Origin of the sequence: Lysinibacillus sp. FN11, from assembly GCF_024628845.1 — a bacterium.
In the GTDB taxonomy this organism is placed as follows: domain Bacteria; phylum Bacillota; class Bacilli; order Bacillales_A; family Planococcaceae; genus Lysinibacillus; species Lysinibacillus capsici.
Genome location: NZ_CP102383.1, coordinates 4,771,394 through 4,788,115, shown reverse-complemented (window position 1 = coordinate 4,788,115; position 16,722 = coordinate 4,771,394). Strand labels below are relative to the sequence as shown.

Here is a 16,722-nt window from a genome sequence, read left to right as displayed (position 1 = left end):
AACAATCTCCTATCTACAGCATCAGGCTATCAAAGAGAACATAGAATCCTTGTCTGGACGATAGCCATTTTTCGTCATTTGAACGTGAGCCGCATATCTTTCCGATGCCTGTTTAAATACTCTTAACTTGAATGCAGTCTCATAGTTCTTACCGAAAATTGTATCTGCAAATGGGTCCAATTTCAATTCCTTCGAGTAACGTTTAGGAACCTTTACTTCAATGATGTCACGTACAAAAGATGGTTCGCTTTCATTTGTGGCAACCTCATCAAAATTTGAATTATTTAACATATGCTGTATTTGAGCATCAACACTTTGCGCCACACGTAAATCTAGAGGAGAGGGCTCTGCTGATGACAATGCTGCATTACGTACCTGCTCTAAAATGTGCAGTGTGTCACCTTGTTCTGAATCGGATATATTCGAGGAATCAGCGTTATCATTCATTCCTACTTTATAAGTTTGCTCATGGGCCCGTACATTCTTTTCTGTTTGCTGTAAATCTTCCATAATGGCTTTCTGCTGAGGAGTTACTTCTTTTGACTCTTCTTGCTGTTGATCATACAAATCTTGGTCAGTACGTCCTAATAATAAATTTTCAAGTTCAATCAATAATGGATTTTTCTTTGGTTGAAAATACATCGCATTTTTTCTATAGGCATCTCCTGCCTCTTTACGCTGAAGTATTTTTTTACGATTATGCTGGGATGAAATTCTTTCTTGCTCCATTAAATTTGATATTTTCATTGTTTTCACCTCGTCCTTCTATCTTCATATGCTAATAAGTTAATAGATATGAACATTCTTCCTCACACTCTATCTATACCATTTTAATAGTTTCTGTACACTCATTATCGGAATTTTCACTATTAAATTCAAGCACTAATTACTACTAAGCTCCTAAAGAGATACTAATTATTTTCAGAAATAGGCAGAAAGAACCTCATTCAGCTAATATTTTCATATTCATTTATTAGCTCCATACACTTTTCAATAAAATTTATTACCATATACACTAAACAAATGGTGTTAATCAATATAAAATAAAAAAACAGCCCCTTCATACTGGACTGCTTTTCTCATTTTTTGGGTCTAATCAATATACCTTTATAGGCTAAGTAACCAAGCCATGCACCAATTGTATTTAAAATTAAATCATCAATATCTGCAGAACCAACGGTAAAAATAAATTGAACGGTTTCAACAGCAAGACTAGAAATAAAGCCTAAACAAATAATAACCCACGCTTTTCGGAATTTCTTCGATAGTAATGGCAGTAAAAAGCCCATTGGAGTAAAAATTAATAAGTTGCCAAGTAAGTTAACGATTATAATTTCCCAATTAAAATACTGAGAGTAGTTTATATAACGGAGAATCGTTTCGAAGGGCATAAAATTAGTAGTTAATCGCCAGCTACTATAATCAAACAATCCTAAGTCACCTATAGAGTAATCTCCCTTTAATAAAATGACGACTACATCTACTAAGCGATCAATAACCAATTTATAAAAAGCCATAAATGAATAGATACTAAATAAAATCCAACCTGCAACCTTTAGCGGCAAATAATATGTATCAATGACATCCCGATATGGTAATGGGAGCTTGGCATTATTTTGAACATCCGCTATGTTGTTTTTAGACAAGCTTAACACCCACTTCCCTTTTATTCCTTCCCATATTTTAATATGCTCAACTATAGCTTGCAAGTAGCTGAAAAAATTATCACCCAAAAAGGCTGTCTCCTACCAGCAGAGACAGCCTTATAATAAGTATGTTTAAACTGGGTTTACCCCATGCTTACGTTGTGAGAATAATAAGTATTTTGACATATAAAGTTCTAAGCGATTTTCTAGTACCTTACGCAGCTCATTAGGCTCAATCACATCATCAATGATAAGCTCTGAAGCTAAGCGATACACATCAATTTCCTCTTGATATTCTTTACGTTTCTCGGCAATGAAGCTTGCTTGCTCTTCTTTTGGAAGTTCTGCAATTTTATTGGCATAGACTGCATTGACAGCAGCTTCTGGTCCCATTACGGCAATTTGTGCATTTGATAAGGCAATACAGCAGTCTGGTTCAAACGCAGGGCCAGCCATTGCATATAATCCTGCACCATACGCTTTACGCACAATGACTGTTAGCTTAGGAACAGTTGCCTCACTCATGGCAAAAATCATTTTAGCACCATGACGGATGATTCCTGCTTTTTCTACCTGAGTACCAATCATAAAGCCTGGAACGTCTGCTAGGAATAACAGTGGGATATTGAATGCATCACAAAGTGAAATAAATTTCGCCGCTTTATCAGCAGAATCATGGAATAGCACGCCTCCCTTAACGCGTGGTTGGTTAGCGATAATGCCGACTGATTGACCATTAATTCGGGCAAGGCCTGTAATTAATTCTGGTGCAAATAATTTCTTAACCTCACAAAACGAATCTTCATCGATAATACGATCAATTAGCTTATACATATCAAATGGAACATTTTGATTTTGAGGGATTAATTCTTCAATAGATTTATCAAATGAAGCCGGTGGTTTAGGAGCCTCTACCTTGCTACGCTCTGCATAGTTATTAGGGAAGTATCCTAAATATTTGCGCGCATAAGTAATAGCCTCCTGTTCGGATTTAACAAGCACATCTCCACAACCCGAAACGGAACAGTGCATTTTTGCGCCACCCATTGTTTCTAAATCTACTTTCTCACCGATAACCATTTCGGCCATACGAGGAGATCCTAAATACATAGAAGCATTTCCTTCTACCATCACCACGATATCGCAAAATGCAGGAATATAGGCACCACCCGCTGCGGAAGGACCAAATAATAAGCAAATTTGCGGAACTTTTCCTGACAGCTTGACTTGATTGTAGAAAATGCGTCCTGCACCTCTGCGTCCTGGGAACATTTCAAGTTGATCTGTAATACGGGCACCCGCTGAATCCACTAAATAGAGTAATGGACAATTCAACTTTTCAGCAGTTTCTTGAATGCGAATCATTTTTTCAACTGTGCGTTTTCCCCAAGAACCAGCTTTAATTGTTGAATCGTTAGCTAGCACACAAACCGTACGACCATGAATTTTACCAATACCAGTGATAACGCCATCTGCTGGTAAATCCCCTGCTAAACAGTTTGCATAGAGCCCATCCTCCGATTGAAGACCATCATCAAGTAAAAGTTCAAGACGCTCACGTACAAATAGCTTGCCTTGTTGTGCATTTTTATCATGATATTTTGGTAATCCACCTGCTAAAATTTTATCTTTCATTGTAGGTGGTGTATTTTCTGTCGAGATATTGCTCATGTTTATTTCCTCCCTTTGCCCAATCGATTACACCAAAATGATTTCTTGGCGTTTTATTTCCCTGAATATTGTGGCGCTCGCTTCTCTTGGAAGGCAAGTAAGCCCTCTAATCGGTCTTCTGTTGGGATCAGTGCACTATATGCAAGTGATTCAATTTTTAACCCGGTAGCTAAATCTACCTCAACACCTTGATTGATCGCAACTTTGGCTTGCACTAAAGAGAGTGGTGCATTTTTTGCCATTTCCAGTGCAAGCTGTTGTGCCTTATCTAATACCTCATGTCCTTCATAAACATATTCGATAATGCCATAATTTTCAGCTTCTTCGGCATTGAGCCTACGTGCTGTATAAATTAATTCCTTTGCTTTACCAAGACCAATTAAACGTGGAAGTCGCTGTGTCCCCCCAGCACCTGGAATAATACCGAGCGAAGTTTCTGTTAAGCCAAGCTTTACATGTGTAGCAGCAATTCGTAAATCACAAGCTAGTGCCAACTCCAAGCCTCCACCAAAGGCTACACCATTTAGGACAGCAATGACAGGCTGTGCAAGTGTTTCAACTTTTGCCACAGTGGCACCAATCAGCTGCACGATCTTCTTCACTTGTTGATCAGACATTCCTTTACGTTCCTTTAAATCAGCACCTGCACAAAATGCCTTTTCGCCCGCACCTGTTAGAAGGACTACACGCACTGCTGGATCTCCATTGATTTGATCAAGCGTGTCAGACAGCTCATGCAGTAATTGAACCGACATAGCGTTAGCAGCTTCTGGTCTTGAAAGTGTAATAAGTCCAATACTATCCTCTAGTAATTCAAAACGAACGAGTTGTGTCATCCCTGATTTGCACTCCTTTCATTGCGGACAATAGCCATTTGCTTTGATGCAACAGCCTTGCCTAACTTCTCTTCAATAAAGAGTGCCGCCTCTAGCACCTTTTGTCGATCTACGCCTGTTTCAATGCCCATCTCATCAAATAAATACAATAAATCTTCTGTGGCTACATTACCTGAGGCACCCTTTGCATATGGGCAGCCCCCTAGCCCACCAAGCGCACTATCAAATTTGCTAATACCCATCTCTAAGGATTTCATAATATTGGCTAATGCGGTCCCACGTGTATCATGAAAATGCATGGCAAATTTTTCAGCAGGATACCTTTTTAGTAATTCCTCTAAAAGAAACTCAACCTGCGTCGGTACACCAACACCAATTGTGTCACCAAGCGATATTTCAGTCACACCCATCTCTAATAATTTTTCCGTTACTCGTAATACCTTGTCAGGGTGCATATACCCCTCATAGGGACAACCAATAACCGTTGAGATATAACCTCGAACATGTTTCTTTGCAGCCTGAGCTCCTACTACAACTTCCTCTAATATGGGAAATGTATCATCTATGGTTTTATTAATATTACTTTGGTTATGACTTTCACTAGCAGACATAAAAATACTTACTTCATCTACTTCAACCTGCAATGCGCGTTCTAAGCCCCGCATATTGGGTACAAGTGCCGCATAGGTAATATCCTTATGTCTTTTAATGGCTTGCAGAACCTCGACTGCATCTGCCAATTGAGGAATCCATTTGGGATGCACAAAAGATGTCACTTCAATATAATTTAATCCTGTTTGACCTAATAAATTTACTAATTGCACTTTATCAGCTGTTGAAATATGCGTTTTTTCATTTTGTAAGCCATCACGGGGACCAACTTCTTTGATTGTGACTTGCTTAGGTAGCTGCATAAACAAGCCTCCTCTTATTCAATTTCTAAAATATCATCATCAACGTTAATAAAGTCTCCCTCATTGGCAATGATTTTCGTCACTACGCCATCCTCTTCTGCTGCAATTGGAATTTCCATTTTCATCGATTCTAAAATGGCTACATCTTGACCTGCTGTCACTTTCTCGCCCTCTGTTACGACGATTTTCCATACTGTTCCTGCCATGCTTGCTTTTACTGTTGCCATAATCATTCACTCCTAATTTTTTTATCATGTATTCGTCCCTCTATGGAGGCACGAATACATGATCATTGTTATTTTGTTTCTGCTAATTGCGGTAAATAATATTGCTCTACAAATTTTGTTGTCGTATGCCCTTTTAAAAATTGCTCATGTGTGATGGTATTTAAAAGCATCGGGATATTCGTTTGAATCCCCTCCACTTTATACGCCTTTAGCGCTTGTGCTAATCTTTCACAGGCAATTTCTCTTGTTTCCCCCCACACTACCAATTTACTAATCATCGGATCATAGAATGGTGTTACCACTGAACCAGACTCTACGCCACATTCATGTCGAATTCCTTCACCGGTCGGTAATTCAAGAGTCGTAATGGTACCTGGAGACGGGAAAAATGTCGAAGGATTTTCAGCGTATATGCGCACTTCAATCGCGTGCCCTTCTTTAGTAATATTTTCTCTAGTAAATGTAAGAGGTTGTTTTGCCGCAATTTTTAATTGCTCTTCTACTAAATCAAGCTTCGTAATTTCCTCCGTAACGGGATGCTCTACCTGTAGTCTTGTATTCATTTCTAAAAAATAAAAGTTTTGATCTTCATCAACCAAGTATTCGATTGTTCCAGCATTGACATAACCAATATGCATTGCCGCCTTAACTGACGCTTCTAGCATTTTTTCTCTTGTCTCTTGTGAGATGAACGGGGATGGTGCTTCTTCTACTACTTTTTGATTTCTTCGTTGAATAGAGCACTCACGTTCAAATAATGGAACAACATTGCCTTGATGATCTGCAATAATTTGCACCTCGACATGGTGAGGGTTAGCAATGAACCGCTCCATATACATCGTGCCATCACCAAAGAATGATTGTGCACGCTTTTGATTGCCCTCAAAAGCTTTGGCTAGTTCCTCGGCATTTTCAACTAGTTGCATACCGATACCGCCACCGCCTGCAGATGCCTTTAACATAATAGGATAGCCTAAACGCTCCGCTATGCTAGTGGCTTCTTCTACATCCTTCACAGGCGCTTCTACACCCTCTACAATCGGTACACCTGCAGCTTTCATTGTTTTACGTGCCTCTAATTTACTGCCCATTGAAGCAATCACATCAGCACTTGGCCCGATAAACACTAAACCCGCCTCTGCACAACGTTTCGCAAAATTTGCATTCTCTGATAGTAAACCATAGCCAGGATGAACAGCCTCTGCGCCACTTTCTAGTGCAATTTCAAGAATGCGGTCGATATTTAAATAGCTCTGTGCAACCGGTGGCTTCCCCACACAGAAAGCTTCATCTGCATCTTTCACATGTAAGCTTTCTGCATCTGCCTCTGAATAGATAGCAACCGTATGAATATTTAGGCGCTTGCATGTTCTGATCACACGTCTAGCAATCTCCCCACGATTTGCAATTAATACCTTGTTGAACATATTCACTGCCCCTCCTTACTTTACGGTCATAACGAAATCTTCTCGTAATTTATATTTTTGAACTTTTCCAGATGCAGTCATTGGATAGTTATCAATAAAGAAAATATGTCGCGGAATTTTATGTCTAGAAATTTTATCTCGACAATAATCTCGGATTTCATCCGCTGTAGCCTGCTCCCCTTCTTTTAAAACAATCCAAGCTGCCGCCTCCTCGCCATAAACAGGATCAGGGACACCTGCAACCTGAACATCTGAAATTTTCGGATGTGTATAAAGGAACTCCTCAATTTCACGAGGATATAGGTTTTCGCCACCACGGATAATCATATCCTTTAAACGACCTGTTACACGGACATAACCTGCTTCATCCATTGTTGCTAAATCACCTGTATGCAACCAACCATCCTCGTCAATAGCCAGATCTGTTTCCTCCTGGTTTTTATAATAGCCCTTCATCACATGATAGCCCCTTGTACACAGCTCTCCCTGTTCATTTGTCAGAGCTTCCTCGGTAGTTCCAGGAACAACAATCTTTACTTCTAGGTTAGGTAAAGCACGGCCAACCGTCTCCACCTTTAACACTAGCGGGTCATCCGTTCTTGTCTGTGTAATAACAGGTGATGATTCTGTTTGACCGTAGCATATTGTTATATCTTTCATGCCCATCTTCTCAATGACCGCTTTCATAACCTCAATTGGACAGTTTGATCCTGCCATGACGCCTGTACGTAAAGTTGAAAGATCGAAAGATGCAAAATTTGATAAATTAAGTTCACTAATGAACATCGTTGGCACGCCATGTAAGGCAGTGCATTGCTCTTGTTGAACGGTTCTTAGTACCTCTTCAGGTGAGAACTCCTGTACTGGTACCATCGTTCCACCACTCGTTGTGATGGCTAATGTGCCTATGACACAACCAAAGCAATGGAAGAATGGAACTGGGATACATAGACGATCCTCTGCCGTTAAACGCATACATTCAGCAATATTGACAGCATTATTGACTAAGTTAAAATGCGTTAGCATTACTCCCTTAGGAAAGCCTGTTGTACCAGAAGTATATTGAATATTAATGACATCATCATAATGGAGAGATTGCTCTCTCTGATCTAACTGTTCCTCGGTTACTTGCTCGGCAGCTGTTAAAACATCTGACCAATTAAGTACGCCGGGGTATTTGGTTTCACCGATTAAAATAACATTTTTTAATAAAGGTAGTCGCTTTGATTGCAAATTACCTGGTTCACAATGTTCAAGCTCTGGACATAACTCTTGCAGTGTATTGATAAAAGAATGGTCTCGATAATTTTCAATTAAAAAAATCGTTTTAGCATCAGATTGCTTCAATAAATACTCCAACTCACTCGCACGGTAATTCGTATTTACCGTTACAATTGGAGCACCCATCTTCCCTGTACCAAATTGAAGCTGTACCCACTCAGGAACATTCGTCGTCCATACTGCGATATGATCTCCCTTTTCAATTCCAAGAGCCATTAAACCTCTCGCTACGTATCGCGCTTGACGATTTAGCTGTTCATAAGTCATGCGTAAATTTCTGTCAGCATAGACCAGTGCTTCATTCTGCGGGTACTTTTTTGATTGTTCATCTAGCAATTGACCAATTGTTTGATACACAAGTTCTGCCATGAAGATCCCCCTTATTTATGCTATTTAACTTAACTAATGATGATTAACAGCCAATTAGACGAGAAATAACAAGACGTTGAATTTCAGATGTCCCTTCACCGATTTCCATTAATTTAATATCACGTAAATGACGTTCTACATCGTATTCTTTCATATATCCAGAACCACCATGAATTTGGATTGCTTGATTACATGTACGGAAGCCCATTTCAGAAGCAAATAGTTTAGCCATCGCAGCTTCTTTGCCAAATGGCTTCTTTTGATCTTTTAACCATGCCGCTTTATGTACTAACGTACGAGCTAGCTCTATTTCCATCGCCATGTCAGCTAATTTAAATTGGATCGCCTGTAACTTCGAAATAGGTGCACCAAATTGCTCACGTTCCTTCGCGAATTTTAGTGCCTTTTCATAAGCAGCCTGGGCAATTCCAACAGAAAGAGCAGCGATGGAAATACGACCACCGTCCAATGTATTTAAAAACTGGCTAAAGCCACGTTTTTCATCCCCTAATAGATTTGTTCTTGGGACACGAACATTTTCTAACACAATCTCACATGTATTGGAGCCACGTACACCCATTTTGTCATAATTACAGTTGATTGTTACACCTGGTGTGTTTGTTGGCACAATAATAGAAGAAATAATCTTTTTACCATCCTCACGTTTACCTGTTACCGCCGTTACAATAATTTGTCGAGCATATCCTGCATTGGTGATCCAGCATTTCTCTCCGTTAATGATGTAGTCATCACCATCAATAATAGCTGTAGTACGTGTGCCCCCTGCATCTGAACCAGCATTTGGCTCTGTTAAACCGAATGATCCTAATGTCTCACCCTTAGCTAATGGAACTAGCCACTCTTGCTTTTGTTCCTCTGTGCCGAAGTTGTAAATTGGTGAGGCTCCTAAGCTAACAGCAGCTGCATAGCTTAACCCTGTGCCCCCACATGCTCGACCAATCTCCTCTACAGCTAAAGCATAGGACACCGTATCACCACCTGATCCACCATATTCCTCAGGAAACGGGATACCCAATAAGCCTAGTTCTGCCATCTTCTTAAAGCTCTCTATTCTCATTGTTGATGTCTCATCAACCTCACGAGCATACGGTTTAATCTCCTTCTCAGCAAAATCACGCACCATGTCTCGAATCATTTCTTGCTCTTTTGTTAATTCAAAATTCATCCCTAGTCCCCCTAATGTCGAATTTGCCATAGTAAATGTAGCTTAAGAATAATTGCTTACAGTTAATACCGACTAGTCGGTTTGTAAAAACAAATAATAAAACCAGTGTTTCCTACTGGCTACCCCTTTATTATAAATTGCTTCGCTTCTTCCATGGCTTGTTTTGTCACAATTGCCCGTAATACCATATCGGTAAAAACATCTGTGATTTGCTCCATCGTTAATGGTCCTGATTGCTTAAACCATTTGTATGTCCAGTTAATCATCCCGACAATTGCCATTGTCACAATTGTACAAGGTAATTCGGTACGAAAAACCTTTGCTTCCTGACCCTCTGCTATCACTCTTTGTAAAATATCACGATAGTGATCTCGCTTTTTATGGATGATGTCACTATATTCATCTGAGAGTGAACGACTTTCTTCATAAAAAATCGTAATATGTGCTTGATACATATCAAATACTTGTGTCAGTGTTTGCAGCATGGCACACAAACGTGTGATAGGTGTATCGAATTTGTCATATGCAGCTTGCGATTGTTGAATGACATATGAAATAAAGACATCATGAATTTCATACAACAGTTCATCTTTTGATTTAAAATTATGATAAAATCCACCCTTTGATGCCCCAATGTATTCCACAATACGATCCACTGTTACATTGTGATAACCATCTTGTTGAAACAATTCAACGGAAGCGTCTACAATTCTTTGTTTTAACGTTTTCTTTACCATAGGCACCTATCATCCTTCATCTAGCTCTATACTTCATCACTCCTTATAATCAGGAAAAATCATTCAAACCCATAAAGTATTCTATTTTTTCCTAATTATAAAAATACTATGACAACATAAATATAGCATTCTCAAAATTTGGTGTCTAGCAACAAAATAGATTTTTCTCAAAATTACGAGCATAATTTTTACATAGAACAGAAATTAAAAGGCTAAAATCACATATACACCATATGAAGTTTCTTTGCTCTTCATGACAATTTTTCTTCCCTTTCTTTTCTTTGCCTATTAAATGCATTTTACATTGCAGTTAAACTGCGAACCCACTCAACCTATGCTATATTTAAAACCATGGAACTATGAAAGGGTGTTAACAATGGCAAAGAGCGTAGTAATTGCTGAAAAACCTTCTGTAGCACGTGATATTGCACGTGTACTGAAATGTAATAAAAAAGGAAATGGCTTCCTTGAGGGAGATAAATACATTGTGACTTGGGCGCTTGGACATCTTGTAACACTAGCTGACCCAGAAAGCTATGATGTGAAATATAAAACATGGAATCTTGAAGATCTACCCATGTTACCTGAACGCTTAAAACTAACGGTTATAAAGCAAACTGGAAAGCAATTTAATGCGGTCAAAAGTCAGCTTACACGTAATGATGTTAATGAAATCATCATTGCTACAGATGCTGGACGTGAAGGTGAATTAGTAGCACGCTGGATACTCGATAAAGTGAAAATTAAAAAGCCTTTGAAACGCCTATGGATTTCCTCTGTTACAGATAAGGCAATTAAAGATGGGTTTGCCAATCTCAAGCCAGGTAATGCATATGATAATCTATATGCCTCTGCTGTAGCTCGCTCAGAAGCAGATTGGTATATTGGGCTGAATGCTACTCGTGCTTTAACTACCCGCTTTAACGCACAGTTGAATTGCGGACGTGTACAAACACCAACAGTAGCGATAATTGCTGCACGTGAAGATGAGATTAAAAACTTTAAGGCACAAACTTATTATGGTATTGAAGCGCAAACAGCTGACAACTTAAAGCTCACATGGCAAGACCAAAATGGTAATAGTCGTAGCTTTGATAAAGATAAAATCGATACACTGGTGAAAAAAATAGGAAATAGCAATGCCATCGTTGCGGACATTGAAAAGAAACCTAAAAAATCATTTGCACCTGGCCTTTATGATTTAACTGAATTGCAGCGTGATGCCAATAAAATCTTCGGCTACTCAGCGAAGGAAACATTGAATATCATGCAAAAACTTTATGAGCAACATAAAGTGTTAACTTATCCACGTACGGATTCTCGCTTTATTTCACAGGATATCGTTGCTACACTACCAGAACGCTTAAAGGCCTGTGGTATTGGTGAATATCGCTCCATCGCCAATAAACTGCTCACTAAACCAATCAAGCCAACAAAGGCCTTTGTCGACGATAGTAAAGTATCCGATCATCATGCGATAATTCCAACAGAGGGCTATGTAAATTATTCAGCTTTCACAGATAAAGAACGTAAAATTTATGATCTTGTTGTAAAGCGTTTCCTAGCTGTTCTACTTCCTGCTTTTGAATATGAACAATTAACATTACGTGCAAAAATTGGCGATGAAAGCTTTATTGCTCGTGGAAAAACGATTTTATCATCTGGCTGGAAAGAAGTTTATGAACATCGCTTTGATGATGAGGACACAGCAGATGACGTAAAGGAACAAATATTACCACGCATTGATAAGGGCGATATGTTAAAAGTAAAGCTTCTTGCCCAAACTTCTGGTCAAACAAAGCCACCTGCTAGATTTAACGAAGCTACTCTTTTATCAGCCATGGAAAACCCAACAAAATATATGGCAACGAATGATAAAAAATTAGCCGACACATTAAAATCTACGGGTGGTCTTGGCACAGTCGCAACACGTGCAGATATTATTGAAAAGCTTTTCAATTCCTTCTTAATAGAAAAACGTGGTGGCAAAGATATTTATATTACCTCTAAAGGTCGTCAACTACTCGACCTAGTGCCAGAGGAATTAAAATCCCCTGCCCTGACAGCAGATTGGGAGCAAAAGCTTGAGCTTATTGCAAAGGGTAAGCTAAAAAAAGATGTATTTATTAGCGAGATGAAAAATTACACAAAGGAAATTGTTACAGAGATTAAGGGTAGTGACAAAAAGTATAAGCATGATAATATCTCTACCAAATCATGTCCTGATTGCGGTAAACCGATGCTTGAAGTGAATGGCAAGAAAGGAAAAATGCTTGTCTGTCAAGATCGCGAATGTGGTCATCGTAAAAATGTCTCACGTACCACAAATGCACGTTGTCCACAATGTCATAAAAAATTGGAGCTTCGCGGAGAAGGCGATGGTCAAATTTTTGTTTGTAAATGTGGCTATCGTGAAAAATTATCTGCCTTTGAAGCAAGACGCAAAAAAGAAGGCGGAGGCAAGGTCGACAAGCGCTCAGTACAAAAGTACTTAAAGCAACAAAACAAAGAGGAACCTGTGAACAATGCACTTGCTGAAGCGTTGAAGGGGTTAAAGTTCGATTAAAAATAAAATATAAAAGAAGAGCATGTTTTGAAAGAAATCGTCAAAACATGCTCTTCTTTTATATTAATAGAACTAGTTACCAAAAATTAAATTGATTATCGTACATAATTTTAAACGTTATAGCCAGCAAACCTATTTACTGCGCTTTCTTAAAAGTAAGTGATTTTCCTTTTGTTTCCTTCACCAGCATGATACATGAAATAGAAATGATACTTGATATAACCAAGTAAATTGAAATTGGGATGGAGCTATTAAATTTATTTAAAAGACTTAATGAAATTAATGGAGCCAATGAGCCTGCTAAAATTGGTGCTACTTGATAACATAAGGACAATGCTGTATATCTGATATGAGTTGGGAATAACTCTGTCATTAATGCTGAGTATGGAGAATACGTCATCGATTGAATGAATAAACCAAGAGTAATAGCAGACATAATGATCCAATCATTTCCTGTATCCATCATCGGAAACCCAACAAATCCCCAAAACGCTGTTAAAATGGCTCCTGTAATATAGATAGACTTTCTCCCCCAAATATCACTTAAGTGACCCATTAATGGTATGAAGAAAAAGTGAATAGCATGAGCACCAAACATTAATAATAAGATTTGGGTAGTGTCTTTATTGACGACAAGTTTTAAATAACTAATGGAGAAAGTAACCACCATATAGTATAAGATATTTTCTGCAAAACGAGCTCCAATACCTGCAATTATCGCTTTTTTGTGGTATTTAACCACTTCTATAATACCTAATTGTTGTTTTTCTAATTGCGCTTGTTTTTCTTGTGCTTCTTTGAAAACAGGGGCATCATCTACACTTTTGCGAATCCAAAGTCCAATCAGTACAACAACTGCTGAGAACCAAAATGCTACACGCCAACCCCAATCCATAAATTGCTCAGGGCTTAAGTTTTTAGATAAAAGTAAAAGGATAATTGTAGCTATTAAATTTCCCAGTGGCACACCCGCCTGTGGCCAACTTGCCCAATAACCACGACGATTGTTTGGGCTGTGCTCAGATACTAAAATAACAGCACCACCCCATTCTCCACCAAAAGCAAATCCTTGAATTAAACGTAAAGTAACAAGTAAGATAGGAGCCCAATAACCAATACTATTGAATGTGGGAATACACCCCATTAAGAAAGTCGTAATTCCAACGATGATCAAGCTAATTTGTAATAAATTTTTACGTCCGATTTTATCACCATAATGACCAAAAACAAGTCCTCCGATAGGTCTGGCTAGAAATCCTACTGCATAGAGTGCAAATGCAGCTAAGATGCCATCAATAGCATTCCCTGTTTTCTGGAAAAACAATTCTCCAAAAACGAGAGCAGATGCGGTACCATATAAGAAAAATTCATACCATTCAGCTACAGATCCAATCATTGATGCAGCAACAACTTTTTTTAGTTGCTTATTGTCTGTTTTCTCCATATACACTCCCCCATAAAAGCCGATTCAAATTATTATGACTGAACGTACCAAATTACTTTTGTTTGCACATATTGCTCAAGTGCTTCCAAGCCATTGTCTTTACCACCAAAACCTGATTGTTTAAAGCCTCCAAACGGGGTGGTGATATCGCCCTCGCTAAAGCCATTCACAGAAACAGTTCCTGCTTTTATCTCACGTGCCACACGCATCGTTCGCTGAACGTTTTGGCTATAAAAAGATGCAGCCAGACCATAGGTAGTGTTATTGGCAAGTGCAATGGCCTCTTCTTCCGTTTCAAATGTACTAACTGCTAAAATCGGACCAAATACTTCATTTTGGAACAAGGTCATGTTAGCGGTTACATTGTCAAATATAGTGGGTTCAATGTACCAACCACTGCCTATCTCACAGTGAATATTACCACCAGTAACTAAGCGACCACCTTCTTGAATAGTAATGTCGAGGAATGATTTTACTTTATTAAAGTGCGCTTCTTCAATCATGGGACCAATGGCGACCGACTCATCCATTGGATTTCCTACTTTCCAGCTCTTTAAGCCTTCCTTTAATTTTTCTAATAACACCTCTTTAATAGATTCATGTACAATCAATCGAGAACCACAGCTACAGTTTTCACTCATATTCCAGAAAGCGGCTGATAAAATATGTGGAACTGCCGCATCCAAATCTGCATCTTCAAACAATACTTGTGGACTCTTACCACCGCACTCTAAAATGATTTCTTTAAGATTACTTTCTGCTGAATATTTTAAGAAATATCTACCCACTTCTGTTGAACCAGTGAACGAGACAACATCCACATCCATATGTCTTCCCAAAGGTTCACCTACTTTTTCTCCCAAACCACACACCAAACTTAATGCTCCTTTAGGCACCCCCGCTTCATAAGCAAGTTCAATCATACGGAATGCGCTAAGTGACGTTAATTCCGCCGGTTTTACAATCACAGAATTACCTACTGCCAAAGCAGGTGCTACTTTCCAAGCAAACATTTGCGCGGGGAAATTCCAAGGTAATACTGCACCAACTACGCCAATGGGCTCAGTGACAATCAAACCCAGAGCATCTTTACCTGTAGGAGCAACTTTGCCAAAGACTTTATCAATGGCTTCAGCATACCAATAAAATGTATCAATGGTTGCTGGCATATCAGTATTCAAACATTCTGTAATAGGTTTACCTGCATCTACGCAATCCAAGGCGGCCAATTCTTCACTGTGTTTTTCTAGTAATTGTGCCCATCTAATCATTACTTTTTTTCTCTCACTCGGGGATAATTTACTCCAAGTACCTGTTTCAAATGTTTCTCTAGCTACCTTAACAGCCGCCTCTACATCCTGTGAATTACCATCGGCTATATAGCCAATTATGCTGTTGTCGATTGGAGTACGATTTTCTATTTTACAGTCTGTAGTCGAAAAACCATCAATTAAGTTACCAGCCCAAAGCTTCCCTTCTTTAGCAAGGGCAAAGATTTGTTCTTTTGATACGGTCATTTTATCTTTCCTCCAATTTATTTATTAAAAAAAGCCAAAAACTCCTCTTTTTCCTCTTCTGACAAATCAGATAAAGGTAGGCGCACTGTACCAACTTTGATTTCACCTTTCAGGCAACCTAACTTGGCCTTTTGGTTGTAGTTACCAGATTCCATCGAGTGGATAGCAGGATAGATATCCCTCATGATTTGCCGTGCTTTGTCCCAATCCCCTGCTATGGAAGCATTGAACATAGCTACTTGCTCCTCTGGGAACACATTACCTGCTCCAGCAATCCAACTTTTTGCGCCCCAAAAGAAAAAGTCAATTGGCTGATCGTCACAACCACAAATCACTTCAAAATTCTCAAATGGAGTTTGTAGCAAACGTAATGCACGGCTAAAATCACCACTACTCTCTTTAATAGCAACAATATTCTGATTTTTAGACAAATGCACCACCGTTTCATACTCAATTTCAATGCCGATACGAGCAGGGAAATTATACATGATAATAGGTAAATCAGTTGAAGCCGCCACTGTTTCGTAATGGGCAATCAAACCACTTTGGTCAGGCAAGCTATAAGGTGTGGGTGATAACATTAAACCTTCATACCCTAAATCTTTAGCCTGTTTGGCACGGTTAACTGCCCCATTAGTTGATAAATCATTAATACCTGCAATTAAGGATATTCGACCTTTAGCAACTTCCGACACCGTTCTTAAAACGGTTTCACGTTCCACTTCATTCAAGGCGTAATATTCACCAGTTGTGCCACACACCACTAAACCATTAACACCTTTGTCAATAAATGTGTTTGTCAATTGCTTTAAAGTTTCTAAATCTAGGCTTAAATCCTGTTTAAATGGAGTCACTATAGGAACCAAAATACCATGAAAATTCATCTTCATTCTCCTTTATT

At 38.9% G+C, this 16,722-nt stretch carries 14 protein-coding genes; 1 reads left to right on the top strand and 13 read right to left on the bottom strand.

The annotated features are described in order from the left end of the window. Positions 1-21: 21 nt before the first annotated feature. The 10 genes from NP781_RS24900 to NP781_RS24855 form a co-directional block, all read right to left on the bottom strand. A complete protein-coding gene (locus NP781_RS24900) occupies positions 22-747 on the bottom strand; it encodes a hypothetical protein (RefSeq protein ID WP_257521070.1) in 726 nt (241 codons plus the stop codon). A 332-nt stretch (positions 748-1,079) separates the two neighbouring features. Beyond that, complete coding sequence (locus NP781_RS24895; protein ID WP_257521069.1) at positions 1,080-1,733, bottom strand: VanZ family protein; 654 nt, start codon at positions 1,731-1,733, stop codon at positions 1,080-1,082. 45 nt (positions 1,734-1,778) lie between these two features. Continuing rightward, positions 1,779-3,317, bottom strand: coding sequence for an acyl-CoA carboxylase subunit beta (locus NP781_RS24890; RefSeq protein WP_004225528.1), 1,539 nt, complete (start codon positions 3,315-3,317; stop codon positions 1,779-1,781). Between the two features lie 53 nt (positions 3,318-3,370). Continuing rightward, on the bottom strand, positions 3,371-4,153 hold the full coding sequence (locus NP781_RS24885) for an enoyl-CoA hydratase (protein ID WP_257521068.1): 783 nt from the start codon (positions 4,151-4,153) through the stop codon (positions 3,371-3,373). Then, positions 4,150-5,067, bottom strand: coding sequence for a hydroxymethylglutaryl-CoA lyase (locus NP781_RS24880; RefSeq protein ID WP_257521067.1), 918 nt, complete (start codon positions 5,065-5,067; stop codon positions 4,150-4,152). The genes NP781_RS24885 and NP781_RS24880 overlap by 4 nt, the downstream gene beginning before the upstream one ends. Before the next feature lie 14 nt (positions 5,068-5,081). After that, positions 5,082-5,294 (bottom strand): acetyl-CoA carboxylase biotin carboxyl carrier protein subunit, encoded by a 213-nt coding sequence (locus tag NP781_RS24875; protein WP_004225532.1) that lies wholly within the window; start codon positions 5,292-5,294, stop codon positions 5,082-5,084. Positions 5,295-5,362: 68 nt separating this feature from the next. Beyond that, the gene (locus NP781_RS24870; RefSeq protein WP_257521066.1) at positions 5,363-6,721 is read right to left on the bottom strand and encodes an acetyl-CoA carboxylase biotin carboxylase subunit; all 1,359 of its coding nucleotides are present in this window, start codon (positions 6,719-6,721) and stop codon (positions 5,363-5,365) included. A gap of 15 nt (positions 6,722-6,736) precedes the next feature. Next, on the bottom strand, positions 6,737-8,371 hold the full coding sequence (locus tag NP781_RS24865; protein WP_257521065.1) for an AMP-binding protein: 1,635 nt from the start codon (positions 8,369-8,371) through the stop codon (positions 6,737-6,739). 43 nt (positions 8,372-8,414) lie between these two features. Then, positions 8,415-9,557, bottom strand: coding sequence for an acyl-CoA dehydrogenase (locus NP781_RS24860; RefSeq protein WP_004225536.1), 1,143 nt, complete (start codon positions 9,555-9,557; stop codon positions 8,415-8,417). A gap of 119 nt (positions 9,558-9,676) precedes the next feature. Beyond that, positions 9,677-10,294, bottom strand: a complete 618-nt coding sequence (locus tag NP781_RS24855; RefSeq protein ID WP_257521064.1) for a TetR/AcrR family transcriptional regulator — start codon at positions 10,292-10,294, stop codon at positions 9,677-9,679. Between the two features lie 376 nt (positions 10,295-10,670). Here NP781_RS24855 and NP781_RS24850 point away from each other — a divergent pair, with 376 nt between their 5' ends. Next, positions 10,671-12,860 (top strand): DNA topoisomerase III, encoded by a 2,190-nt coding sequence (locus NP781_RS24850; RefSeq protein WP_221679108.1) that lies wholly within the window; start codon positions 10,671-10,673, stop codon positions 12,858-12,860. 136 nt (positions 12,861-12,996) lie between these two features. Here the strand turns inward: NP781_RS24850 and abaF are convergent, their stop codons facing one another. From abaF to dapA, 3 genes are read right to left on the bottom strand one after another with little or no spacing between them, the layout of a single operon-like run. Beyond that, on the bottom strand, positions 12,997-14,304 hold the full coding sequence (abaF, locus tag NP781_RS24845; RefSeq protein ID WP_221679107.1) for a fosfomycin efflux MFS transporter AbaF: 1,308 nt from the start codon (positions 14,302-14,304) through the stop codon (positions 12,997-12,999). 32 nt (positions 14,305-14,336) lie between these two features. Beyond that, positions 14,337-15,821 carry an aldehyde dehydrogenase gene (locus NP781_RS24840; protein ID WP_257521063.1) on the bottom strand — a complete coding sequence of 495 codons (1,485 nt, stop codon included), beginning with the start codon at positions 15,819-15,821 and terminating at the stop codon, positions 14,337-14,339. 17 nt (positions 15,822-15,838) lie between these two features. Further along, positions 15,839-16,705: a 4-hydroxy-tetrahydrodipicolinate synthase gene (dapA, locus tag NP781_RS24835; protein ID WP_257521062.1), complete on the bottom strand. Its 867-nt coding sequence runs from the start codon at positions 16,703-16,705 to the stop codon at positions 15,839-15,841. Positions 16,706-16,722 lie beyond the last annotated feature (17 nt).